The 24915-nt window shown below is 40.3% G+C and carries 16 protein-coding genes; 13 read left to right on the plus strand and 3 right to left on the minus strand.

What is annotated here, in order from left to right; genetic code table 11:
* From dnaA to PZ638_RS00035, 7 genes are all read left to right on the plus strand, one after another.
* Positions 1 to 1392 carry a chromosomal replication initiator protein DnaA gene (gene dnaA / locus PZ638_RS00005; RefSeq protein WP_004906241.1) on the plus strand — a complete coding sequence of 464 codons (1392 nt, stop codon included), beginning with the start codon at positions 1 to 3 and terminating at the stop codon, positions 1390 to 1392.
* A gap of 5 nt (positions 1393 to 1397) precedes the next feature.
* The gene (dnaN, locus tag PZ638_RS00010; protein ID WP_004906243.1) at positions 1398 to 2498 is read left to right on the plus strand and encodes a DNA polymerase III subunit beta; all 1101 of its coding nucleotides are present in this window, start codon (positions 1398 to 1400) and stop codon (positions 2496 to 2498) included.
* A 9-nt stretch (positions 2499 to 2507) separates the two neighbouring features.
* Complete coding sequence (gene recF / locus PZ638_RS00015; RefSeq protein WP_272674440.1) at positions 2508 to 3602, plus strand: DNA replication/repair protein RecF; 1095 nt, start codon at positions 2508 to 2510, stop codon at positions 3600 to 3602.
* A gap of 18 nt (positions 3603 to 3620) precedes the next feature.
* A complete protein-coding gene (gene gyrB, locus PZ638_RS00020; RefSeq protein ID WP_004906247.1) occupies positions 3621 to 6035 on the plus strand; it encodes a DNA topoisomerase (ATP-hydrolyzing) subunit B in 2415 nt (804 codons plus the stop codon).
* A 298-nt stretch (positions 6036 to 6333) separates the two neighbouring features.
* A complete protein-coding gene (locus PZ638_RS00025) occupies positions 6334 to 9231 on the plus strand; it encodes an autotransporter domain-containing protein (protein WP_272674442.1) in 2898 nt (965 codons plus the stop codon).
* Between the two features lie 210 nt (positions 9232 to 9441).
* Positions 9442 to 11025, plus strand: coding sequence for a phosphoethanolamine transferase (locus tag PZ638_RS00030; protein WP_112308050.1), 1584 nt, complete (start codon positions 9442 to 9444; stop codon positions 11023 to 11025).
* Between the two features lie 69 nt (positions 11026 to 11094).
* Positions 11095 to 11442 carry a DUF1622 domain-containing protein gene (locus PZ638_RS00035; protein WP_094961986.1) on the plus strand — a complete coding sequence of 116 codons (348 nt, stop codon included), beginning with the start codon at positions 11095 to 11097 and terminating at the stop codon, positions 11440 to 11442.
* Between the two features lie 70 nt (positions 11443 to 11512).
* Here PZ638_RS00035 and asd read toward each other — a convergent pair whose 3' ends face one another.
* From asd to PZ638_RS00050, 3 genes are all read right to left on the minus strand, one after another.
* Positions 11513 to 12619, minus strand: coding sequence for an aspartate-semialdehyde dehydrogenase (gene asd, locus PZ638_RS00040; RefSeq protein ID WP_094961987.1), 1107 nt, complete (start codon positions 12617 to 12619; stop codon positions 11513 to 11515).
* Positions 12620 to 12954: 335 nt separating this feature from the next.
* A complete protein-coding gene (gene ykgO, locus PZ638_RS00045) occupies positions 12955 to 13095 on the minus strand; it encodes a type B 50S ribosomal protein L36 (RefSeq protein WP_004906260.1) in 141 nt (46 codons plus the stop codon).
* 2 nt (positions 13096 to 13097) lie between these two features.
* Positions 13098 to 13358, minus strand: a complete 261-nt coding sequence (locus PZ638_RS00050) for a type B 50S ribosomal protein L31 (RefSeq protein ID WP_004906261.1) — start codon at positions 13356 to 13358, stop codon at positions 13098 to 13100.
* 223 nt (positions 13359 to 13581) lie between these two features.
* On the opposite strand from PZ638_RS00050, the gene PZ638_RS00055 reads away from it, so the two are divergent.
* The 6 genes from PZ638_RS00055 (at position 13582) to PZ638_RS00080 (ending at position 24888) form a co-directional block, all read left to right on the plus strand.
* Positions 13582 to 14781, plus strand: a complete 1200-nt coding sequence (locus PZ638_RS00055) for an SGNH/GDSL hydrolase family protein (protein ID WP_144141017.1) — start codon at positions 13582 to 13584, stop codon at positions 14779 to 14781.
* A 297-nt stretch (positions 14782 to 15078) separates the two neighbouring features.
* The gene (gene nagK / locus PZ638_RS00060) at positions 15079 to 15990 is read left to right on the plus strand and encodes an N-acetylglucosamine kinase (RefSeq protein WP_094962017.1); all 912 of its coding nucleotides are present in this window, start codon (positions 15079 to 15081) and stop codon (positions 15988 to 15990) included.
* A gap of 389 nt (positions 15991 to 16379) precedes the next feature.
* A complete protein-coding gene (locus PZ638_RS00065; protein ID WP_110592764.1) occupies positions 16380 to 17018 on the plus strand; it encodes an OB-fold-containig protein in 639 nt (212 codons plus the stop codon).
* Between the two features lie 75 nt (positions 17019 to 17093).
* Positions 17094 to 19295 (plus strand): flotillin family protein, encoded by a 2202-nt coding sequence (locus tag PZ638_RS00070; RefSeq protein WP_094961989.1) that lies wholly within the window; start codon positions 17094 to 17096, stop codon positions 19293 to 19295.
* Between the two features lie 80 nt (positions 19296 to 19375).
* Positions 19376 to 24313: a DNA repair ATPase gene (locus PZ638_RS00075; protein WP_206277610.1), complete on the plus strand. Its 4938-nt coding sequence runs from the start codon at positions 19376 to 19378 to the stop codon at positions 24311 to 24313.
* Entirely contained in the window at positions 24313 to 24888 is a 576-nt protein-coding gene (locus tag PZ638_RS00080) for a rhomboid family intramembrane serine protease (protein WP_094961991.1), read from the plus strand. The genes PZ638_RS00075 and PZ638_RS00080 overlap by 1 nt, the downstream gene beginning before the upstream one ends.
* The last annotated feature ends 27 nt before the right edge of the window (positions 24889 to 24915 follow it).

Raw genomic sequence — 24915 nt, forward strand, 5'->3', positions numbered from 1 at the left:
GTGTCACTTTCGCTTTGGCAGCAATGTCTTGCCCGATTGCAGGATGAACTACCTGCCACAGAATTCAGTATGTGGATACGCCCCCTTCAAGCTGAATTAAACGACAATACACTGGCACTTTATGCCCCAAATCGTTTCGTTCTCGACTGGGTTAGAGACAAGTACATCAATAATATCAATGAATTATTGAATGACTTTTGTGGAACTGACGCGCCTGCACTACACTTTGAGGTAGGCAACAAACCGATTACAGTCGCACCGGCAGCAACACAAGCTCGTACTGCTCAACAAGTACCTGCGTTTGCCGTTCCGTCAGCCCCAATTAAACCGAGTTGGGACAACTCAGCCAAAGTACAACCAGAAGTTGCTTATCGTTCAAATGTAAACCCTAAGCACACTTTTGATAACTTTGTTGAAGGTAAATCGAACCAATTGGCTCGCGCCGCAGCGAGGCAAGTGGCAGAAAATCCAGGTGGGGCCTACAACCCATTATTTCTTTATGGTGGGACTGGTTTAGGTAAAACCCACTTATTACATGCTGTCGGCAATAGTATTATGCAGCATAAAGCCAACGCTCGCGTGGTTTATATGCATTCAGAACGTTTTGTTCAAGATATGGTCAAAGCTCTACAGAACAACGCAATTGAAGAATTTAAACGTTATTACCGTTCTGTAGATGCATTGCTTATTGACGATATCCAGTTTTTTGCTAACAAAGAGCGCTCGCAAGAAGAGTTTTTCCATACTTTTAATGCGCTACTTGAAGGTAATCAACAAATTATTTTGACCTCCGACCGTTACCCAAAAGAAATTAACGGTGTGGAAGATCGCTTAAAATCGCGTTTTGGCTGGGGTTTAACCGTGGCAATCGAGCCTCCTGAGTTAGAGACTCGCGTGGCGATTTTAATGAAAAAAGCAGATGAAAATGAGATTCAACTTCCGGGTGAAGTGGCCTTTTTCATCGCCAAGCGCCTTCGTTCGAACGTTCGTGAGTTAGAAGGGGCGTTAAATCGTGTCATTGCCAACGCAAACTTTACTGGCCGCGCGATTACTATCGATTTTGTCAGAGAAGCACTGCGTGACCTATTAGCACTACAAGAAAAACTGGTAACTATTGATAATATTCAAAAAACAGTTGCTGAATATTATAAAATTAAGGTAGCAGATTTACTGTCTAAACGCCGTTCCCGTTCTGTCGCACGTCCGCGTCAAATGGCAATGGCACTGGCGAAAGAGCTGACTAACCATAGTTTACCTGAAATCGGGGATGCCTTTGGCGGCCGTGACCATACCACGGTGTTACATGCTTGTCGTAAAATTGAACAATTACGGGAAGAAAGCCATGACATCAAAGAAGATTTTTCTAATTTAATCAGAACATTATCATCTTAATTGCTATGAAATTTACAATAGAACGCGAGCAGTTATTAAAACCGTTACAACAGGTTAGTGGTCCTTTAGGTGGGCGTCCAACTCTGCCTATTTTAGGTAACCTTTTATTACAGGTAAAAGAAGGTACCCTCCAACTCACTGGAACCGACCTTGAAATGGAGATGATGGCCAATGTTGCCCTAACTGGGGAACATGAAATTGGCGCAACAACCGTGCCCGCACGCAAGTTTTTTGATATCTGGCGTGGGTTACCTGAAGGTTCTGAAATTCATGTAGAGCTGAATGATGACAGACTGCTCGTCCGTTCTGGGCGTAGCCGCTTTTCATTATCCACGTTGCCAGCCGCTGACTTTCCAAACTTGGATGACTGGCAAAGCGAAGTGGAATTTTCTCTTCCGCAATCAATACTGAAACGTTTAATTGAAGCCACTCAGTTTTCAATGGCGCACCAAGATGTCCGCTATTACCTCAACGGCATGCTATTTGAAACCGAAGATCAAATGCTCAGAACCGTTTCAACCGATGGGCACAGGCTCGCCGTGTGCGCGATGGATATTGGTCAATCGCTACCCTCTCATTCAGTGATAGTGCCTCGTAAAGGGGTAATTGAGTTAATGCGTTTGTTAGATGGCGGTGATACTCCTCTACAGCTGCAAATCGGCAGTAATAATATTCGCGCTCACGTGGGGGACTTTATCTTTACCTCTAAATTGGTTGATGGCCGTTTTCCTGATTACCGCCGAGTACTACCGAAAAACCCAGATAAAACCTTAGAAGCACGCTGTGATTTACTTAAACAAGCATTTTCGCGTGCGGCTATTTTATCAAATGAAAAATTCCGTGGTGTCCGTCTATATTTCAGTGAAAACCAATTACGCATCACTGCCAATAACCCAGAGCAAGAAGAAGCTGAAGAAATTGTTGATGTAAGCTACCAAGGTACTGAAATGGAAATTGGCTTTAACGTCAGCTACATCTTAGATGTCTTAAATGCGCTAAAAAGTGAAAATGTGCAACTTCTGTTAACCGACGCCGTTTCCAGTGTGCAGATTGAAGACGCTGATAGTAAAGCAGCCGTGTATGTTGTCATGCCAATGCGCTTGTAATCGGTATTTATGATCCTTTCGCGTTTATTGATCCGTGATTTTCGAAATATTGAAAACGCGGATCTCTCCCTTGCTAATGGGTTCAATTTTTTAATTGGCCCCAATGGGAGCGGAAAAACTAGCATATTGGAAGCCATATATACACTCGGTCATGGTCGTGCATTTCGCAGCATTCAAGCGAACCGGGTTATTCGTCATGAGCAAGAACAATTCATTCTTCATGGTAAACTTAGCCATTTAGATGAACAGCGAAAAGACCTTTCATTAGGTTTAAGCAAAAACCGTGATGGTGACAGTAAAGTTCGAATAGACGGTACTGATGGCCATAAAATTGCAGAACTAGCAAAATTATTGCCAATGCAATTGATTACCCCAGAAGGGTTTACCTTGCTAAACGGTGGCCCTAAATATCGACGGGCTTTTATTGATTGGGGTTGTTTTCACAATGACCCACTGTTTTTTTCAGTATGGTCAGATTTAAAACGGTTATTAAAGCAACGTAATGCCGCTTTACGACAAGTTACCCGTTATGAGCAAATTCGTCATTGGGATAAACAACTGGCACCGCTTTCTGAGCAAATAAGCCAATGGCGTCATAACTATATTGCAGGTATTGCCGAAAATATTGAGCAAACTTGCCAACAGTTTTTACCCGAATTTTCACTCTCGGTATCCTTCCAACGTGGTTGGGATAAAGAAATTGATTATTCAGAACAATTAGAGCGCCAATTTGAGCGTGATAGAGCACTAACCTATACCGCTTCAGGGCCACATAAAGCGGATTTGCGTATACGAGCAAATGGAACCCCTGTTGAAGATATGCTTTCGCGGGGGCAATTGAAGCTACTTATGTGTGCATTAAGGTTAGCGCAGGGTGAATTTTTCACCCATCAGAGCGGGCAACGATGCCTGTATCTACTGGATGATTTTGCTTCTGAACTTGATGCAGGCCGTCGCCAATTGCTGGCAGCCCGCCTCAAAGCTACACAAGCGCAAGTGTTTGTCAGTGCCATTACACCTGAGCAAGTTAATGATATGATAGATGCAAATAGCAAGATGTTTAGTGTAGAACATGGCAAAATAGAAGTTCAACCTCAGGAATAGAAAGAGCAGGAAACGTTGATGTCGAATACATATGACTCCTCAAGTATCAAGGTATTAAAAGGACTGGATGCGGTGCGTAAGCGCCCGGGCATGTATATCGGTGATACAGACGATGGAACAGGTCTTCATCACATGGTTTTCGAGGTTGTCGACAACGCTATCGACGAAGCCCTCGCAGGCTTTTGTGATGATATCGTGATCACTATCCATGCCGATAACTCTATCTCCGTACAGGATGATGGACGTGGTATCCCTACAGGTATCCACGAAGAAGAAGGCGTCTCCGCCGCAGAGGTTATCATGACCGTTCTGCACGCTGGCGGAAAATTTGATGACAACTCCTATAAAGTCTCCGGTGGTTTACACGGTGTTGGGGTTTCCGTTGTTAACGCCTTATCTGAAAAATTAGAATTAGTTATCCGCCGTGATGGCAAAGTTCATGAGCAAATCTACAAACACGGTGAGCCTCAAGGGCCTCTGACTGTAGTCGGCGAAACCGACCAAACAGGAACACGCGTTCGTTTTTGGCCAAGCATGGACACCTTCAAAGGTGTGACTGAATTTGAATACGACGTCTTAGCAAAACGCTTACGTGAGTTATCGTTCCTAAACTCAGGTGTTTCTATTAAGCTCGTCGATAAACGCGATGGCAAAGAAGACCATTTCCATTATGAAGGCGGTATTAAAGCCTTTGTTGAGTATTTAAGCCGTAACAAAACCCCTATCCACCCTTCTGTCTTTTATTTTTCAACTGAAAAAGACGGTATTGGCGTCGAAGTTTCAATGCAGTGGAATGATGGTTTCCAAGAAAACGTATACTGCTTCACCAATAACATTCCTCAGCGTGATGGGGGAACTCACCTCGCTGGTTTCCGTGCAGCAATGACGCGTACATTGAATAACTACATGGAAAAAGAAGGCTACCAGAAGAAAAGCAAAGTCAACGCAACTGGTGACGATGCACGTGAAGGCCTGATTGCCGTTATTTCAGTGAAAGTTCCAGACCCTAAATTCTCATCACAAACCAAAGAAAAATTAGTCTCTTCCGAAGTGAAAACGGCGGTTGAAACGATGATGAATGAGAAATTAGTTGAGTATTTACTGGAAAACCCAAACGACGCGAAAATCGTTGTGGGTAAAATCATCGATGCAGCACGCGCACGTGAAGCAGCACGTAAAGCCCGCGAAATGACTCGCCGTAAAGGCGCGTTAGACTTAGCTGGCTTGCCAGGTAAACTGGCTGACTGCCAAGAACGTGACCCTGCGCTATCTGAACTGTACCTTGTGGAAGGGGACTCCGCGGGCGGCTCTGCAAAACAAGGCCGTAACCGTAAGAACCAAGCCATTTTGCCACTGAAAGGTAAAATTCTAAACGTAGAGAAAGCGCGTTTTGATAAAATGCTTTCATCACAAGAAGTTGCAACCCTGATTACGGCATTAGGTTGTGGTATTGGTCGCGATGAATATAACCCAGACAAACTGCGTTATCACAGCATCATTATCATGACGGATGCGGACGTCGATGGTTCGCACATTCGTACGTTACTGTTGACCTTCTTCTACCGCCAAATGCCTGAAATTGTTGAACGTGGTCATATCTTTATAGCTCAACCACCTCTGTATAAAGTGAAACGTGGTAAACAAGAGCAATACATTAAAGATGACGATGCGATGGACGATTACCTGATTTCTATCGCCCTTGATGGTGCTGAACTGCATTTAAGTGCCGAAGCTCCAGCAATGAAAGGCGAAGAACTGGAAAAACTGGTTGTCGAATATAATGCCGCACACCGTATTATTCGTCGTCTTGAGCGCCTTTACCCTCAAGCCCTACTTAACAGCTTGGTTTATCAGTCAACCTTGACTGAAGATGATTTAAAAGTCAGCGAAAAAGTGGAAGAATGGGCTAAAACTTTGGTTAAGCGCTTAGAAGATAACGAGCAATTCGGTAGCACATATAGTTATACCATTAACGAAAACCGTGAACGTCAATTATTCGAACCAACTATCCGTATTCGCACCCATGGTGTTGATACCGACTATAATCTCGATTTTGATTTTGTTCATGGCAGTGAATACCGCCGTATCACTCATTTAGGTGACTTAATCAGTGGCTTAATTGAAGAAGGTGCTTACATCAAGCGTGGTGAACGCCGTCAAGATATCAGTAACTTCGAAGAAGCTTTGGCTTGGTTAACACGTGAGTCACGTCGCGGCCTATACGTACAGCGTTATAAAGGTCTTGGTGAAATGAACCCTGAGCAACTTTGGGAAACCACCATGAACCCTGAGACGCGCCGTATGATGCGTGTAACGGTTAAAGATGCAATTGCAACCGACTTACTATTCACCACATTAATGGGTGATGCTGTTGAGCCGCGCCGTGCATTTATCGAAGAGAATGCATTAAAAGCAGCAAATATTGATATTTAACTATTCTGCTAATTAAACGTTATTCAATAACCCCATACGAAAGTTTGGGGTTATTTTTTATGATTTTTTTTATAGCTATTATTTTATTTTTACCATTTAATCCAACCAATAATAAAATAATAAAAAAACAAAACCAATCAATAAAAAGCCTCTTCGTAAAAAACAAAACAATTAAAAATAAAACTTATCACTTTAATTAATAACGGCTTTTTATTTTTAAAACTGTCATAAAAGATAAATATATTATAAATAAACTCCGCCAAATGAAATTTTTACCAATAGCATCGGCGGAGTTATAATGAGAAAAATTTTTATTTCAGCATCAATGACCTTATTGCCATTCATATTCACCAATACTCTAACAGCAAAAACGAATCTTTTAGAATTAGAAAAAAATATTATCGATACAAGAAATGCATGGCTTGAAGATATAAAGCACAATATTATTAATGATACACCTAAAGAAGGTAGCGAAGTTGCTGAGCGAGATAGGCTGATTAGCAACGAATACATCAGTATTACAGGTGAAAGGAAAAATTTAGCACTCGCGGATAAATCCCAAAACTCAGGTTATTTGTTTAATAGTTATCAAACCATCCTGTTTGGCGAACATGATATTAACCTAAGAAACCATAGCCAATACAAAGAAATCAATTTATTACATGACACAAGTACTCGTGCTTATGATGAAAAAAAGCAGCGTACTCGGTCAGTCGATTTTATTCTTAAAGACCATTTTAAACGCGGTCGCCCTTATCAAGTATTGAATGATGAAGGCCATTATATTGCGGGCTACTCACAAATACAGGGCTCATCTTACCCTAGTGGCCATACGTGGAATGGTTTTAAACAAGCTGCCGTATTAGCGATGATTTTCCCTGAAAAAGGCAGTGAAACGTTCAACCGAGCGATTGAATACGGTGAAAGCCGCGTGATTGTTGGCGCACACTTCGCCACCGATACCATCGCTTCCCGTGTAGGTAATTATTATTTATTATCACAGCTACTATCCGATGAAAAAAACACCAAATTCATTGTTGAATCGGCAAAAAATATTCGTAATGACATTTCATCATCATGTTCAAATAACATACAAAATTGCCTAACCGTTTCTTCCCCTATTACCAATGACCGCATTGGTTATTATGGAAAAAAAGAAATACAAGATACACCAATGATCGCCCCTAAAAATATCCCTAAAACGGCGGGTTATTTACTTCGATTACGTTTCCCTTACTTGAATAATGCACAATGGAATAATATTTTAGCCAGCACGGCATATCCAAGCCAGTCAATTGCGGGTTGGAATATCAAAGAAAATGATCCGAACTCTTATTGGGGATTAATTAACCTACCTACGGCTTATCATGGCCCCGCTTATTTGTATGAAAACTTTATCGTCAACCAAAACACTAATGACTTTGATATTGCTAATTTTGGAAAGTTAGATGAATGGACAAACAATATACAAGGCACAGGAAAGTTAACGAAACAGGGCCAAGGAACATTAGTATTATCTGGTAACAATACCTTCGCAGGCTTTACAGTAAACCAAGGCCATTTAGTCTTAACGGGTGAAAATAAATACTCGCAAAAATCCCATATTAATGGCGGAACCGTCACCCTGAAAAAAACCTTAAACTCTTCATTAGATATCAATAAAGGCGCGCTGGTCCTAGATAACGGCAAAATCGGAGCTTCCGTCAATATTAACCACCACGGTTTACTAACGGGCAATGGAAGCATTCATCAATTAACCGCCAACCAAGGCGCTGTTGTTGCACCAGGCCATTCAGTTGGCACAATTAATATTGTTGATTCCGTGAGTTTTGCACCAGATAGCCATTATTTGGTTGAAATCAATCCAGCAGGTAAAAACGATAAGATCATCAGCCAAGGCTCAGCTTCATTAAAGGGCGGGACCGTCAGTGTCACTCTTGAAAATCAAAATAGCCCGCTTTCTAAGCAAGATATCAACCAACTATTTGATACACAATATACGATATTAACTGCTCAAAAAGGGATTGATGGCCAATTTGATGCCGTTGTACCTAATTACCAGTTTATTGGAACGACGCTAAATTACTCCCCCAAAGAAGTCACACTTAAAATAGGGCGTAATAACACGGCATTTTCCAGCACGGCAGCAACACAAAACCAAATCGCAGTGGCTGAAGCCATTGAAACACTTCCTACGCACCATGCGCTTTATGAACAAACGTTGAAAAGCCAAACAAAACAACAAGCTCAAACGATATTTAGCAATGTCACAGGCCAAATATACGCTGACGTATTATCCAATCAAATAAATAATAGCCGTCAGATTAAAGAAACACTACTTGAGCAAGCTCGCTTATCTGAATCATGGGGTAGCGAAAACAAAAGCAATGTGTGGGTCAAAATGCTCTATGATTGGGATAAAACGACCGACGATAACAATGCCACTGGGTATAAATCATCAAATTATGGTTTATTGCTTGGGGCAAATCGACGTTTTATTAATGAAAAAATGACATTAGGTATCGCCGCAGGTTTTAGCCAAAGTGACTTATCTAACCACTTTGACCACGCTAACAGTAATAACTACCATGCCGCCATTTATGGTAGCGCTTTATGGCAACCTATCGCGGTTCGTGCAGGGCTCGGTCACACTTCACATCTCATTCATACCGAACGCTCAATCAGTGATGGTACAAGTCACTCATCGAGCTATTATACCAATACACATCAAGCATTTATGGAGCTGGCCTATCCAATTAACTCAAAAGGGATAAATATTGAGCCATTTACCAATCTCACTTATATCAGCGCAATGAATCATGCTATTAATGAGAACATCAACAGCACATCACTACAGGCACGTAAACAGCGCATCAATACGGTGTTATCAACCCTTGGGCTACGCCTTGATAACCAATGGAAATTGAGTAAAACATCAAATATAGGTTTACACGGTGAGCTTAACTGGCAATGTCAATATGGGAATTTAAATAGAGGAATAAAATTGAATTTTACCGATACCGCGAGCTCATTTACAACACATAGTGTTCCTGCATCACGCCATGGTGTCGCATTAAAAGTCGGTACCGATATCAATATAAAAGAAAATACTAAGCTATCAATTAATTATAATAAATTTTTATCAAAAAATTATCACGATAACAATATTGATGCCAAAATTGCGGTAACTTTCTAACTCAATACTTTACCTCCCCTCGCAACTTGTGGGGGGCAGGTCATGACTAAACATCACGAGATTTTACAGTTTTTTACGCCACTATTTTGATTATCTTATCTTTTTTTATGTTATAAACAAACAACGCCCTAAGTTAATTAGATGTTAATTAACTATTTTTTAATTGTCTCTATAACCTCAGGTAAGGTCAAAAATACGTAAAATAACACTATGATACGCCAACTTATTATTTCAATTTATGCATTATTGATATCTATCACCCCTGTATTTTTCAGTGGAGATGCCAGCATTATGGCTGACATTGCCATCGTCATTTCAGGAGCGCTGATAATACTGTTATGTGCCGGTATTTATCGCTTTTTGCTTGGCAAAATTTTCACGGTGTTTGTTTCACTCCTGTGGGCTCTCAATTTATCTGTTTCATTCTTCTTTTATCAAAAACACGATATCCGCTTTTCTTCTTCGATTGCAGAAACTTTTATCAATACCAATAGCAGTGAAACCGTAGGAATGCTTTCCTATAACATTGGTTATGTTATTTTTTATTTATTTGTTTTTTCTGCTTATTTAGCATGTATTCATCAATGTGCAAAATACATGAATCGTCGTATAACAACGACAAGTATGGCTCTACTTTGTGGCTATCTATTAGCTATTCCAACCTATTACGCCTCATTACTAAGCAAGCCTGATAGCGCGTTATTGATCACAGAAAAATACTTCTTAAATACCCCTTTCTACAATGCGGCGGCTTTAGTCAAAAATTTGTATGAAAACCGGGGCATAAAAAAAATATCATCACAAAAGGTCGCATTTAACTACCAGAAAAAAGCGTCTGAAACTGAAATCTATGTGCTTGTCATTGGTGAGTCATTGCGCCGTGATCATATGGGTTTTTACGGCTATCAGTATGATACAACGCCTAACTTAAATAAGCGCAAATCACAAATATTGGCGTTTCAACAAGCTTATTCCCCTGCACCTGTGACTATCTTGTCAGTCCCTATTTCACTATCTAATATTCGCTTTGAGCAAATGCAGGATAAATCACACTATTCGGACAATATCATTTCATTAGCCAATCATGCGGGCTTTAAAACCTATTGGGTCAGCAACCAGGGAAAAACCAATAAACGTACCAGTATCATTTCTGCTATTGCTTCTATGTCACAAAAGAAAACGTGGAACGAATTTGTCGGCTACGATGAAGAGCTGCAAGATGACTTCAATAACGCAATCAATGACCCTACTGATAAGAAAAAACTCATTGTGTTACATACTTATGGCAGCCATGAACCTGCCTGTAACCGCTTTCCTGAAGATGAGCTAAAAACATTTAGTGGCCAAGACGATGACGATTGCTACGACAGTTCAATTGCTTATACCGATAAATTTATCGAAAGCCTAATGCAACAGCTCGAAGGGAAACCTGCGAGTTTGATGTACTATTCAGACCACGCATTGCAACGCCTAGACAGCGATAACAATATTCACTACCACCATGGCGTTAACAACCCAAGAAAAGAAGCCTATGAAATCCCCTTGCTGATTTGGTACAGTCAAAGCGCCAGTAAACCAAGTATCAGCCCAGAAAATTTACAGTCTCCCTATTCTACTGCGAATAATTATTGGCTAATCAGTGATTGGCTTAATATACAACAAGGTTCACAGCAAGCTTGCTTATCACCTTTACGTGAATGTTATCAACCCAATAAAAATATTCAGGTAATCGATGGCAATCGAAATATTTTATCCATTAGCCAATTACCTTCTGAGACGATAGATCCACAATAAAACTCGATATTTTGCGAATATTTGCCCATAGTTAACAAATATGAATCCTGCTTACCTATCGAGGTTTTAATGTTCGATTTAGTTTTTTTACGTGAATTACTGGTGTCTAGTGTTCACGTACTCCAGTTACTTTTAGAAGCAATTTCAGTCATCTGCGTGGTGATTGGGTTAATCAAGACCCTAATCGTGTGGATGAAAACCCAAAAAGCACGTACCGCTCGCTATTGTTTTGGTGATTGGTTAGCGACTGCATTGGAGTTCCAACTCGCTGCGGATATTTTAGCAACGACCGTCGACCCTGATTTAGATAGCCTTATCAAATTAGGTATCATTGCCGTGATCCGAACATTCTTGAACTACTTCTTGGCAAAAGAGTTAGAACACCAGCCACCGCAGAATGAACCTGCTCGTCAGTAATTTAGGTACAAAAAAACCTGCATATTGAATTATGCAGGTTTATCGAATACGACTTATCGCTGTGCCGCGCTTATAATAAAATTCTTAGCATACGGCGAAGAGGCTCGGCGGCTCCCCACAATAATTGGTCACCAACCGTAAAGGCAGATAAGTATTCAGGGCCCATATTCAGTTTACGCAAGCGACCAACAGGAGTGCTAAGCGTACCAGTAACTGCCGCTGGAGTTAACTCACGCATAGTAATTTCGCGGTCATTAGGAACCACTTTCACCCAATCATTATGTGAGGCAAGCAATTGCTCAACTTCATTCAACGGAACATCTTTTTTCAGCTTCAATGTGAAAGCTTGGCTATGACAGCGCAGCGCACCAATACGTACACATAAACCATCAACTGGAATAATGTTATTGCCTGTTGCAAGAATTTTGTTCGTTTCCGCTTGGCCTTTCCATTCTTCACGGCTTTGACCGTTTTCTAATGCTTTATCAATCCACGGGATCAGGCTGCCCGCTAATGGTACGCCGAATGCATCCGTTGGCATTGTGCCACTACGAGTGAAATCTGTGACTTTTTTCTCAATATCTAAAATAGCAGAAGCTGGGTCTTGGAGTTCTTTAGCGACCTGAGTATGTAAAGACCCCATTTGTGCCAGAAGCTCACGCATATTACGAGCCCCTGCCCCTGATGCTGCTTGATAAGTTGCAACAGATGCCCATTCCACTAAATTATTAGTGAACAGCCCACCTAAAGACATCAACATCAAACTTACCGTACAGTTACCACCAACAAAGGTCTTAATGCCTTTATTTAACCCATCTTGAATATGTTGGTTATTCACTGGGTCAAGAATAATAATCGCATCATCTTTCATACGTAATGAAGACGCTGCATCAATCCAGTAACCATTCCAACCAGACTCACGAAGTTTAGGATAAACTTCATTAGTGTAATCACCACCTTGGCAGCTAATAATAATATCCAGCGATTTTAATGCATCAATATCAAAGGCATCCTGTAAAACACCACGGTGACCACCGTAAACAGGCGCTTCGGCACCATGTTGTGATGTGGTAAAGAAAACAGGATGAATCGCATCAAAATCACGTTCTTCTACCATTCTCTGCATCAATACTGAGCCGACCATACCTCGCCAGCCAACAAACCCTACATTTTTCATTTTTACTCACCCTGTTCGTTTAAATTTTTACCAAGAAATTTCTAGTTTCGACTCCACAAAGTAAATACCGTCATTGTTATAATTCATTAAGTATTCACAAAAATTGAAGCTAGAAATTTTTCGGATGTATTAAACCTGACAAAATATGCATCTATGTGCAAGTGAATTTCATCACTAATAATAAGAAGATTAGTAATTATGCTAATAATCGAGGGAATCAGAGGGCAAAAAAACAAATAAAAAAAGCCACGGCAGAGAGCAATAATCTGCAATGGCTAAGCGGATAAAATATAAAGCGATACAGGAAATTTTATAATTATATTTAAATTCAATAACTAACGTTTTTTCTTGCAGCCTTGAACTGCTTTAAAGCGCGGGTTTGTTTTACAAATGACATACACCCGCCCACGACGGCGAACAATTTGGCAATCTGGATGACGGGTTTTTGCCGTTTTTAATGAACTCAGTACTTTCATCTTTATTTACCCTCTGACTGTAAAAAACGACCAAAGCGTTTCTGGAACTGTGCCGTTTTACCTTCCTGAGAAATCATTTTCTGTTTACCGGTATAAAACGGATGTGACTGAGAAGAGACATCAAGCGTGACATATGGAAATATTTCACCCTCATACTCGATTGTTTTTTCAGTTTTTATTGTTGAACCTACTTTAAAATAGGCGTCTGCACTTGTGTCATGGAAAACCACGGTGCGGTATTGTGGATGGATCCCCTGTTTCATAATAACCACCTAAATGTAATGTTATAATATAACAATACATTTTTTTAAAAAGCGATGCAATAACTTTGTCGACAATAATAATGATTATCAATCAAGTAATTGTTTTATATGCATTAATCTCTTAGTTATTAGTCATGTCATTATAGATAATCTTTATTTGATACTGTGTTTGTCTGTTGATTGATAGTTTTATCGAGAAGTATCCCAATCAATAAGGACTCCTATGACATCGATACCCGATAGAACTCAGTGTGCAATTACACACAGACCTAATTCAACAGTACCCCCCTATACCACCAGTCCAGCCTTGGAAAAAATAGCATCGATTAAAAATAACTTGCCACAGAGCACCCCCTATAATATTGGTAACAACATTTCTGTACTACCTAATGACGGCAGAACCAAAGGGGCGTCTTCATTTCATATAATGACGCCCCCCTCCAGCGATGATGTAGATGGCTCACTTTTGGGCAAACATACAGAAAAAAGAATTCCTGGAGATCAATTCCAATTAGCTACTGCTTATTCAAATAAATTTAATATAGGGAAAAAAGAACCGATAACCTATTTTGATAGTGTCACAGTTATTGGTGACAGCTTATCTGACTCTGAAGGAAGGATGCATAAAAAGTCGTGTGGATTACTCACTAATGCTAACCAATACTATGATGGACGGTTCACTAATGGTTTTACATGGCCTGAGTTTCTCACCATGCCAAATACGATGCTAAGCCATTCCGGTAAAGGTAAAGTTACACTCACGAATAAGTCGGAAGGTGGCTCAACTTGTGCACCTTATTTTAAGTCCACACTTCACCCTCAATTTGCCATACTTTCAAATATCGAAAAACAAACAAGACACCTTAAGTTTGATGACAAAAGTTTAGATATTATTTTTCTTGGTGCCAATGACTATATGACCTTTTCGAAAAAAAATGTCAATGTTGTTATCTCTAGTCAAGAAAAAATAATCAAAAAAATGATCAAAAATGGTGCGAAAAATATTCTAGTGATGGGGCTTCCTGATCTATCCCAAACCCCTGCAATAAAAACCAGATCACCGAAAAAACAACGAAAAATACAAAATCTCAGCATAGAGCATAATAATAAGCTTCAGACTATAATTAACCAATTGAAATTAAACAAAAATATTAATATTAATTACTTTAATATTAATAACGTAATGAAAAAGATAACGAGTGTAGTTGGTGACATAAATAAAAACTCACCGGGAGCATATAATATAGAAAAAGCTTTTACTAATGGTTATATTCGCCGTGATAATACCGCCCCATTAGAAATTGACCCCCATTATGTTTTTATCGATGATGTTCATCCTACTCAGGAAGTCCATAACATTATTGCAATGGAATTGCATAATTTTATCTTAGAAAAGTACAACCCACTAAACAACAAAAAATAATGTTTTATTTATCAATCAAGGCTAGTAGGTATCTGCTAACTTTGATTGATAATGCGAGATAAAAGCGTGATTTTCTCACTTTGTTTTATCATGAGAAAATCAATAACTTATTTGACTTGCCTCCAAGCATTGCATGTTTGTCAGCTGTCTGTGGCTAGCTTCATGTGAATATAAAAATAAATATTAAATCAATAATTCTTTCATCAAATAACTTTTGTATAATCAGGTTAATTAGCACTTTCATTTATTATTTATCATATAGATACATGATACATAAATAACTAAAGGATGATGAAAATGTATTACGGCTTTGACATGGGCGGGACAAAAATTGAGCTTGCCGTCTTTGACAACGAATTAAATCAGGTCTGGCAAAAGCGTGTTCCTACACCCAAAGATGACTACCAAACGCTCTTAAATACGTTTCTCGAACTCACACTCGAAGCAGATGAAAAATTTAATTGCCAAGGAAAAGTTGGTGTTGGCGTCCCCGGTATCGTAAACCATGCTGAAGGAACCGTATTTACAACCAATGTCCCTACTGCACAATACAAACCTTTAATTCATGATCTTGCTAATATATTACAACGCCCAGTAAAAGTAGAAAATGATGCAAATTGCTTTGCATTATCAGAAGCTTGGGACCCTGACTTCAAACGCTATCCTACCGTCCTTGGTTTAATTTTAGGGACTGGTGTGGGCGGTGGGTTTATTATAAATGGCAAAGTTTTATCCGGTAAAAATGGAATCGCTGGAGAAATTGGCCATATGAACCTCAGCGTTCGTGGAGCCAAGCTGTTAGGGGAAAAAGTTCCTGAAATAACTTGCGGCTGTGGCCAAACTGCTTGTTTTGAAACCTACCTATCAGGCCCAGGCTTTGAGCGTATTTATTCCTCATTCACCAATGAAAAACGTTCCGCTATCGAAATTATCGAACAATATAAACAAGGTGATATTCAAGCAAAAGAACATGTTAACCGCTATATGTCATTACTTGCGATGTTTATGGGGCAAATTGTCACTGTTTTTGACCCCGATTTAGTGGTTATTGGCGGAGGTTTATCACAGTTTGAAGAAATCTATAAACAACTACCAGAAGTGCTTCCACAATACCTTTATGGCATCGCAACACTACCTGCAATTGAAAAAGCACGTTATGGTGACTCTGGAGGTGCACGAGGTGCGGCATTCCTGAACTTGATAGACTAATCTTACTTTTTTGCGCTTCATAGATGCTTTAAACAGTGAAGCGCAAATTTATCACCTTAATCAACTCTATTCTCCCCATTTTGTACTTTAAACCCCCATTCTTTGTTTGAGAATGATTATCATCAACTTAACGATTAATGGTAAAATTCTCTCCTATCAATGCCCTGTTATTATCAATAAGACTTTAGGAATAACTTCACCAAATAAAACTGGATAAACAACCAGTGTTATAAGAAACTCCCAAAAAATAAAAGTGCTTATAGACTAGTCTGATACTGCTATTAATTAAAAAATATATTATTAAGTTAAATTATTTTATGGTGATAAATTAAACAAACGTTACTTTTCACGTAAACTCAATAATGTATTAATAATAAAGAGAAAACCCTATGAGTTTGTTTTTCCATAACAGTTTGATGTTCCCAACAATTATCTTTAGTGGTTTGCTAATCATTGTTTTATTTTATTGGTTATGTGCCGCTTTTGGTTTATTGGATATCGACGTATTTAATATTGATACCGAATTTGATGCCGGTATTGATGCAACCGGTTTTGCTGGCTGGTTAACTAAGCTTGGCTTAGCAGGGATCCCTGTCACCATTATTGTCACGTTATTTACTCTTTTTGGCTGGATAATCAGTTATTTCAGCGTACATATCTTTATTCGCTTCATTGATACTGACTTATTACGCTATCTCGTCAGCTTCGCCGTTTTTGCGATCACCCTATTTATCTCTCTTCATTTAACCGCTTTGTGCTTAAAACCTGTGCGTAAAAAACTAGTGAGCCTCAATAAACCAAAAACAGTACAACAACTTATCGGTAAATACGCCACTGTACGGTCAGGAGCGGTAACTGAACAAAATGGCGAGGCACTATTAGAAGATGGTGGAGCTGGGTTAATTCTACAAATACGCGCCCCATCCTCAGAACAGTTAAAACGCGGTGATCGTGTAGTCATCATTAGCTATGACGCAGCATCGCACAGTTATCAAGTTGTCAGTGAAAATGAATTTCGCCACGGATAACTTCTCTTTTTAAAAATAAATATCTTGCTTGCATAATCGAAATGACGTCATCGTCAGAACCAATGGAGAATCAATATGGACTTGGCTGCACTAATGCCCTTTTTAACAATTATCGGGGGGATCATCCTAGTTATTTTAGGGTTCTTTGGGTTATTCAAAGCCTTCTATATCAAAGTCCCACAAGGTACTGCTTTGATTGTCAATGACATGTCATCACAGCCTAAAGTGCATTTTACAGGGGCATTAGTTTACCCTGTCATCTACAAAAAAGAATTCATGCGTATTTCTTTGCTAACACTTGAAGTTGATCGCCGCGGTAAAGATGGCTTGATTTGTCATGATAACTTACGTGCTGATATCACCGTTGCTTTCTATTTGCGAGTGAATGAAACGACGGAAGACGTGCTGAAAGTTGCAAAAGCTATCGGTGTTGACCGTGCATCAGACCATCAAGCGGTCAGCACGTTATTCAGTGCAAAATTCTCTGAAGCCTTAAAAACAGTAGGTAAGCAACTGGATTTAGCCACTTTATTTGAAAACCGACAAGACTTCCGTGACCGCATTGTTGATGTGATAGGAAAGGACCTTAACGGCTACGCCCTTGAAGATGTAGCTATTGATTACCTAGAACAAACACCTAAATCAGCCTTAGACCCAAATAATATCTTTGACTCCGAAGGTATTCGTAAAATTACTGAAATCACCGCAATTCACAATATTGAGACCAACCAAAAAGAGCGTGACCAAGAGCTCGCAATTCAAAAGAAAAACGTTGAAACCCGCGAAGCAAGTTTAGCTTTAGAGCGCCAACAAGCCGATGCCGAAGCTCGCCAAAAACGTGAAATTGATAATATTCGTGCCCGTGAACAAGCTGAAACTTTACGTGTTCAAGAAGAAGAACGCCTTAAAGCAGAGCAAGCGCGTATTCAAACCCAGCAAGAAATTGAAATCCGTGAAGAAAACCGCATGCGTGAAGTTGAAGTCGCTCAACAAAACCGTACTCGTGCTGTAGCTATCGAAGAAGAGCGAGTGAGCCGAGCACGTGAGCTTGAAATTGTTGCCCGTGAAAGAGAAGTTGAATTACAGCGCATAGAAAAAGAAAAAGCACTCGAAGAAGAACGCAAAAATATCTCCAATGTTATACGTGAACGTGTAGCAGTTGAAAAAACCGTGGCACAGGAAGAGGAACGAATCAAAGAAGTTCGTGAAGTCTCTGAAGCTGAACGTATGCGCCAAGTCACAGTGATTAATGCACAAGCAGAAGCGGAAGAATCGTTAGTTCGCCAAGTGAAAAAAGCCGAAGCCGATGAAGCCAGTGCTAAGCACCGTGCAGAAGAAATAAGCACCATGGCACAAGCAGAATTAGAAGCATCAGCAAAACAAGCTGAAGCCAAAAAACGCTTAGCTGAAGGGGTTGAAGCTGAACATGCGGCATTAGGTTTAGCAGAAGCTCGAGTTCGCCAAGCAACCGCAGAGGCGGAAGAAAAAGAAGGTCTTGTTCTTGCCAACATTACAGCTGAGAAATTGTTAGCGGAAGCACGTGGGCTGAAAGAAAAAGGCTTAACGGAAGCTCAGGTAATGGAAGCCAAAGCCAAAGCAGAACAACAACAAGGATTTGCTGAAGCGAAAATCCTTGAAGAGAAATTAGCCGCTCAAGCTCGTGGTGAAGAACAACAAGCCAATGCCAAAGAAAAACTAGGCTTGGCTGATGCGAAAGTACTGGAAGAAAAACTGGCAGCACAAGCTCGAGGAGAAGGCCAATTAGGTTCAGCACAAGCAGAAGTTATCCGCCAACGCTTGAAAGCTGAAGCCGATGGTTTAACTGACAAATTTAAATCTATGGATCATCTCAGCGATACCGCTCGCTCTCATGAAGAGTTTCGTATGCGCCTTGAGAAAGAATTTGAACAAGCCATGGCATCTATCGACGCCAATAAAGAAATTGCCCGGGAGCAAGCTGATGTATTGGCTGCAGCGCTTAGCAAAACCAATATTGAAATTGTGGGCGGTGATGGCAGCTTCTTCAACACCTTCTCTAAAGCACTAAGCCTCGGAAAAGCCGTTGATGGTTTTATGGATAAAAGCAGTTTCGCAAAAGAAAATGTTGAAAAACTCATTAATCGTAGCAAAGAAGACAAAAAAGTTGATATTGCCGCATTATTGAAAAACCCCGAAGTTCAAGATCTTATAAACGGTTTTATGGCAGCTAAAGGGGCTAATCAGCCAGCAAAAACGGTTATATCAAAACCGATTCCACCAACGGATGACCAACTGTAAACCTTTAGCACATTGGGGTAGTGAACCTACCCCTATTGTTTTTCATTTTTATTGTCTTAGTTAAGGGAATTCGCTGCGCAATGTCAGATATTCAGGATACGGATCGCGAACAAGAAATACTCGATAGTGCTGTTGCAGAAGGTGGTGCTTATGAAATATTACGCAAACGCCTGACCGACCAAGGGCAACAACTTCATCAAAAAGCCGCTCAACTCAATGAAATGCGGTTGGATGAATTCGGCCAGAGCCAAATGGATATCATTGGCCGCATTCGCATTCGTACTGAAAATAATTGCCAAGCAAGGGACATTGTCCGCGTTGGCGAGTGGCTTTTATTTGGCTATAACGTATTCCTCGGCCTAAAAAAAGAAACGCACCTCGAAGATGTATTTTCACTATATCGGTTAATTGAAAACGACAATGAGTTTGATGTTGAAGCAGTCCCTTATGAAGATACCTTCTTGAGTGATAATCGCTTTGTTCAAGATTTTACTGAACTCTATACCTATTATAAGAACACACAGTTACTGCAACTTGTTGAACGGGACGGCAAACTTCTTGCTAGTTTTCAAATTGGCGATCGCATCACGGACGTGCGAGTTTTTCGCTGGTCAATCTCCAGCGACAAACGCAAAATTGAGTATATTGATAACCGGGGTGAACGCGATATCGCCCTCCCACCAGCCTATGACTTTGAATGGCAAAAAACCACGCGAGAAGACACCGTTAACGGCCGATACCCTCACATCAATATTCTTGACACCGTATTCATTGAAACTATCGGCGGTGATTTAACCATCAAGTGTGAAAATAACACTGAAGATGGTTTGGGGATTTACCGAGAAGCGGTTCTTGATAAAAACCAATCACTAGACGACGCCCAAATTGAATACGCACAAACTGGCAGTTTAATTATCTTAAAAGTTTTACCTTATCGGGAAGAAACTTGGCGTTATTTAGTTTACAACACGCTATCTCAATCTGTACAACGTATTGATGCCATTGGGCAAGCGTGCGTCCAGTTACCAGAAGATCACGGTATTATTTTCCCTGGCGGCTACTACTTACAAAATGGTGATTATAAAACGTTTGAACAGCCTATGGGTGGAATGCGTTTTCGCCGTTTACGTCGTTCCCCAAATGGAGAGGATGTTCTATATGTTTTCTATTCACCAAATCAAGGTCGTATTGCCCTATTCAATTACAATTTAATTGAACGAACACTTTCAATTCCACTCATTGGGCATGGTTATGCCATGCTGGAAGATGGAAAAATGGTGTTATTTGAGGGCGAAGGGGAAGAAGCGACTCGCGTTCACCCAATGCAAGTTTGGCAGACCCCATTTTACTCAGAAGAGTTTGCCGACAAACAGCCTACTCGTAGCGGTTTTTTAGGCCGTATAGGCAATGCAGACTTAGTTCGTGGTATTTCTGAAATATTGCATGTATCCAAAGAAATAGAAGGCAGCCAAATTTCTATTGCTCGCTACGAACAACTTAGTCAACAAGCAAAAAATTTACTGGATATTTATTACTGGTTTGGTGATGAGCAATGCCTTGGTATTGGTAAATTGCTTAAAGAAATCAGTCAAACAAGTGAGCTCGTCCTTGATGAATATGAAAAGGTCGAAAGCATACGGCAGCAATCTGCCAAATCAATGAATGAAGCCATCAGCCGCCAAAAATCACTGCTTTCATTAACATTGCCTGAAAGTTGGGCTGATATTCAACAATTTGTTGATGGCTTAAATGCCCTGAGTGCTCAACGCGGTCACTTGATTTCACTGCGTGAATTTCGCTATATGGATTTAGAAAAACTTAGCGAAATGGAAAGCGAAATAGAGAAAAATCAACAATATGTATCACAAGAAACCGCTGTTTTTCTTGCTAGTGATAAAGCATTACAGCCCTTTAAAACACAATTAACTGTTTTCGAAGAACAAATAGAAAAAGCCCAAAACAGTGCCCAGTTAGACATTCCCATGAAGGATATGGAAAAAATGTCTGCTGACTTAGATATGCTTTCAAACCTAATGGCATCACTAAGCTTCAACGATGTTACACAACAAACCCACATTATTGATGCTATTTCTCAAATCTATGCTCAGTTAAACCAATCCCGATCTCGCTTACAACAAAAACGAAAATCACAAAGCAGTGTGGAAACCGTCGCTCAATTTGGTGCACAATTCCGGCTGTTTAGCCAAGGCATTACCAATGCACTGTCTCTTGCCACTGACCCTGAACGTTGTGATGATCAGCTATCAAGATTACTCGTTCAGTTAGAGGAGCTCGAAAGCCAATTTAGCAGCCATGATGAATTTCTTGATGATATATTGGCTAAGCGTGAAGAATTACTCGAAACCTTTGAATCTCATAAACAAGTTCTTATTGATGACCGCCAGCGCCGCGCACAAAATTTAGTCACTGCTGCAGACCGTCTACTAGACAGCCTGCAACGACGAACAACTCGTTTACAGTCTCAAGATGAACTCAATGCTTTCTTTGCCTCAGACCCTCTGGCGCTTAAAACCCGTGAAATTATTGAAAAATTAAGGGAAATTAACGATAACGTTAAAGCTGATGATATTGACGCACGTCTGAAATCTTCTCGGGACCAAGCCATTCGAGTTTTACGTGATAAAACAGATATTTTTGAAAATGGTGGAAATGTCATTAAGCTCGGGCGTCACCGGTTCAGTGTAAATACCCAAGAGCTCGACCTCACCATTTTACCGAAAAATGAACAACTATGGGTTTATCTCACCGGGACAGATTTCCAAGAACCAATAGAAAATGAACAACTATCACAGCTAAAACCTTATTGGAGCGCCTCATTAGAGTCTGAATCTGATACGGTTTACCGCGCGGAATACCTTGCTTATTCAATTATCTATGCAGCAACAAAACGCCAAGAAGGGCTAAATTTTGATATCCTAAAAAACGCATTAACATCAACGGAAAAACTTGAAAAAATTGTCCGTGATTTTGCGAGCCCACGTTATAAAGAAGGTTATGAAAAAGGTATTCATGACCACGATGCTGTTGCTTTACTGAAAAAACTACTGCCAATCGGTGAAAGTGCTGATCTATTACGGTATAGCCCAACAGCCCGTGCTATCGCAGCTATTTATTGGCAACAAGTTCAAAATGACGATTTTCCTGCACTATGGCCTGAACGTGCAAGAACAGCCATGAATATTCACCAATTATTCCATAATGACAATGCATTACTTGACCTACAAGCCGAAATCGAAGCGGGAATTAGCTTGTTTTTACAAGATAACCCCATTCAATGCCAAGCTTATGAGCAGACTCAAGCCGCCGAATATCTTAGCTTTGCACTTGCAAGAACCCCGATAGAACTCGTCTATAGCAAATATGCAAGAGAATTAGTTTTAGCACTCCAGAGCCGCTTAGAAGAAGCCCATATGTGGGGAGATTTTAATCGCTCACAACAAAATTTAGGGGCTCGCTATGCCCAGCGCTGGTCATTAGTTCAAAACTGGTTACAAGGGCTGTGCTCAACCCCTGAATTTTCTCACCTTGTTCCATACATACCCGGTGCTATTGCCATTATTATCTTAGATAAAGCGGCTTCCGCTCGCTTTAGTGAAGCTGACCTTTACTTTAAAGTTAACGGGTTACTTGGCGAACATGCGACCATTGAAAACCAAACTCTATCACTGAGTTTAGATAACTACTTCAGCCGTATGCGAGGGCAACGGAAACGTTTTATCCCCGAATTTCGTCAGTATCAAGCACTACGCCAACAAATTGTTACTGAAGAGCGTAGCCGTTTAAAACTGCATGAATATAAAGCAAAACCATTAAGCTCTTTTGTGCGTAATAAACTGATAAACGACGTCTATTTGCCTATCATAGGCGACAACATGGCAAAACAAATTGGAGCTTTAGGGGAAGGTAAACGCACTGACCTCATGGGGCTACTCTTAATGATCTCACCACCTGGGTACGGTAAAACTACCTTAATGGAATATGCCGCTGACCGTTTAGGGTTAATTTTTATGAAGGTCAACGGCCCTGCACTTGGCCATGATGTACTTTCTCTAGACCCTGAACAAGCGCCTAATGCAACGGCAAGACAAGAGCTAGAAAAACTCAATTTAGCTTTAGAAATGGGTAATAATGTGATGTTATACGTTGATGATATTCAGCACACTCACCCTGAGTTTTTGCAAAAATTTATTTCCTTATGTGATGGAACAAGACGTATTGAAGGCGTTTGGAAAGGCAAAACCAAAACTTATGATATGCGGGGTAAAAAATTCTGTGTCGTTATGGCAGGTAACCCCTATACCGAGTCAGGGGAAGTTTTCCGAATCCCTGATATGCTTGCAAACCGCGCTGATATTTATAACCTTGGTGAGGTATTAGGTGGTATGGATGAAGCATTTGCCCTGAGCTATATCGAAAACAGCCTGACATCAAACCCAGTATTAGCCCCTCTTGCATTACGAGACCTGAACGACCTGTACTTATTTGCTGATAAAGCGATGGGTAAATCTGTCTCTACCAACACTTTAAGTTACCCGTACTCTGATGCAGAAATTAATGAAATCACATCGGTAATCAGTAAATTAATCAAGTTACGAGATGTTGTATTGAAAGTAAATCAACACTATATCGCCAGTGCAGCACAATCCGATAAATACCGGACAGAACCCGCATTTCGCTTGCAAGGTAGTTACCGTAATATGAATAAGCTCAGCGAAAAAGTCTCTTCCGTTATGAATAATGATGAACTTGAAAGATTACTAGATGACCATTACTTGGGTGAGGCACAGCTGCTCACAACCGGCGCAGAAGAAAACTTACTCAAACTCGCTGAACTACGTGGCACATTAACAGAAAAAAATGCTGCTCGTTGGCAACAAATCAAGAAAGACTTTATGCGTAATAAATCTTTAGGTGGTGATAATACAGATATTGGTGATCGGGTTGTTGGTCAGCTAGCGTCGCTTGTTGAAAGTGTACAAGCGCTGGGTAACCACTAATGAACTATTTACAAGGGCATCCTCGCGTTAAACTATTAGCCTGCATTGTCGCAATTTTTATTGCGGTGCAGCTTATTAATAGCTTAATGGCTGGGGGGTTAACTTCATTCGGGATTAAACCTCGCACTATGACCGGGCTCATCGGTATATTCTTTGCCCCATTTATCCATGGTAATTGGGGGCACTTATTCAGTAATTTACCGCCATTTATCATACTAAGTGCCCTATTACTACACCGTACTATTAAGGCATATTTGCTTGCATCACTGTTTATTATTGTTGTTGGGGGTTTTACTGTTTGGTTATTAGGTCGTAATGCTATTCATATCGGTGCCAGTGGTTGGGTTTTTGGTTTATGGGGCTTACTCATCGCCCAAGGTTTTTTCCGCCGAAGCTGGGTTGATATAGCTATCGCGTTATTAGTGCTATTCTATTTTGGCACAATGGCTAGCGGCTTATTACCGACTCACTTGTACATCTCAACTGAATCCCATATAGCAGGGGCTATTGCTGGGGTCATCTATGCATGGCTAAGTCATCGTTTCCATCAAAAAACCCATAATCTCTCACCTTAAATAGTATCCAACACAGTTGTGACTCGT

The organism is Providencia hangzhouensis, assembly GCF_029193595.2.
Taxonomy (GTDB): Bacteria; Pseudomonadota; Gammaproteobacteria; order Enterobacterales; family Enterobacteriaceae; genus Providencia; species Providencia hangzhouensis.

Excerpts from the sequence above, each read along its gene's own strand:
- dnaN (WP_004906243.1), top strand. The coding sequence starts at position 1,398 with ATGAAATTTACAATAGAACGCGAGCAGTTATTAAAACCGTTACAACAG.
- recF (WP_272674440.1), top strand. The coding sequence starts at position 2,508 with ATGATCCTTTCGCGTTTATTGATCCGTGATTTTCGAAATATTGAAAAC.
- gyrB (WP_004906247.1), top strand. The coding sequence starts at position 3,621 with ATGTCGAATACATATGACTCCTCAAGTATCAAGGTATTAAAAGGACTG.
- PZ638_RS00025 (WP_272674442.1), top strand. The coding sequence starts at position 6,334 with ATGAGAAAAATTTTTATTTCAGCATCAATGACCTTATTGCCATTCATA.
- PZ638_RS00030 (WP_112308050.1), top strand. The coding sequence starts at position 9,442 with ATGATACGCCAACTTATTATTTCAATTTATGCATTATTGATATCTATC.
- PZ638_RS00035 (WP_094961986.1), top strand. The coding sequence starts at position 11,095 with ATGTTCGATTTAGTTTTTTTACGTGAATTACTGGTGTCTAGTGTTCAC.
- asd (WP_094961987.1), bottom strand. The coding sequence starts at position 12,619 with ATGAAAAATGTAGGGTTTGTTGGCTGGCGAGGTATGGTCGGCTCAGTA.
- ykgO (WP_004906260.1), bottom strand. The coding sequence starts at position 13,095 with ATGAAAGTACTGAGTTCATTAAAAACGGCAAAAACCCGTCATCCAGAT.
- PZ638_RS00050 (WP_004906261.1), bottom strand. The coding sequence starts at position 13,358 with ATGAAACAGGGGATCCATCCACAATACCGCACCGTGGTTTTCCATGAC.
- PZ638_RS00055 (WP_144141017.1), top strand. The coding sequence starts at position 13,582 with ATGACATCGATACCCGATAGAACTCAGTGTGCAATTACACACAGACCT.
- nagK (WP_094962017.1), top strand. The coding sequence starts at position 15,079 with ATGTATTACGGCTTTGACATGGGCGGGACAAAAATTGAGCTTGCCGTC.
- PZ638_RS00065 (WP_110592764.1), top strand. The coding sequence starts at position 16,380 with ATGAGTTTGTTTTTCCATAACAGTTTGATGTTCCCAACAATTATCTTT.
- PZ638_RS00070 (WP_094961989.1), top strand. The coding sequence starts at position 17,094 with ATGGACTTGGCTGCACTAATGCCCTTTTTAACAATTATCGGGGGGATC.
- PZ638_RS00075 (WP_206277610.1), top strand. The coding sequence starts at position 19,376 with ATGTCAGATATTCAGGATACGGATCGCGAACAAGAAATACTCGATAGT.
- PZ638_RS00080 (WP_094961991.1), top strand. The coding sequence starts at position 24,313 with ATGAACTATTTACAAGGGCATCCTCGCGTTAAACTATTAGCCTGCATT.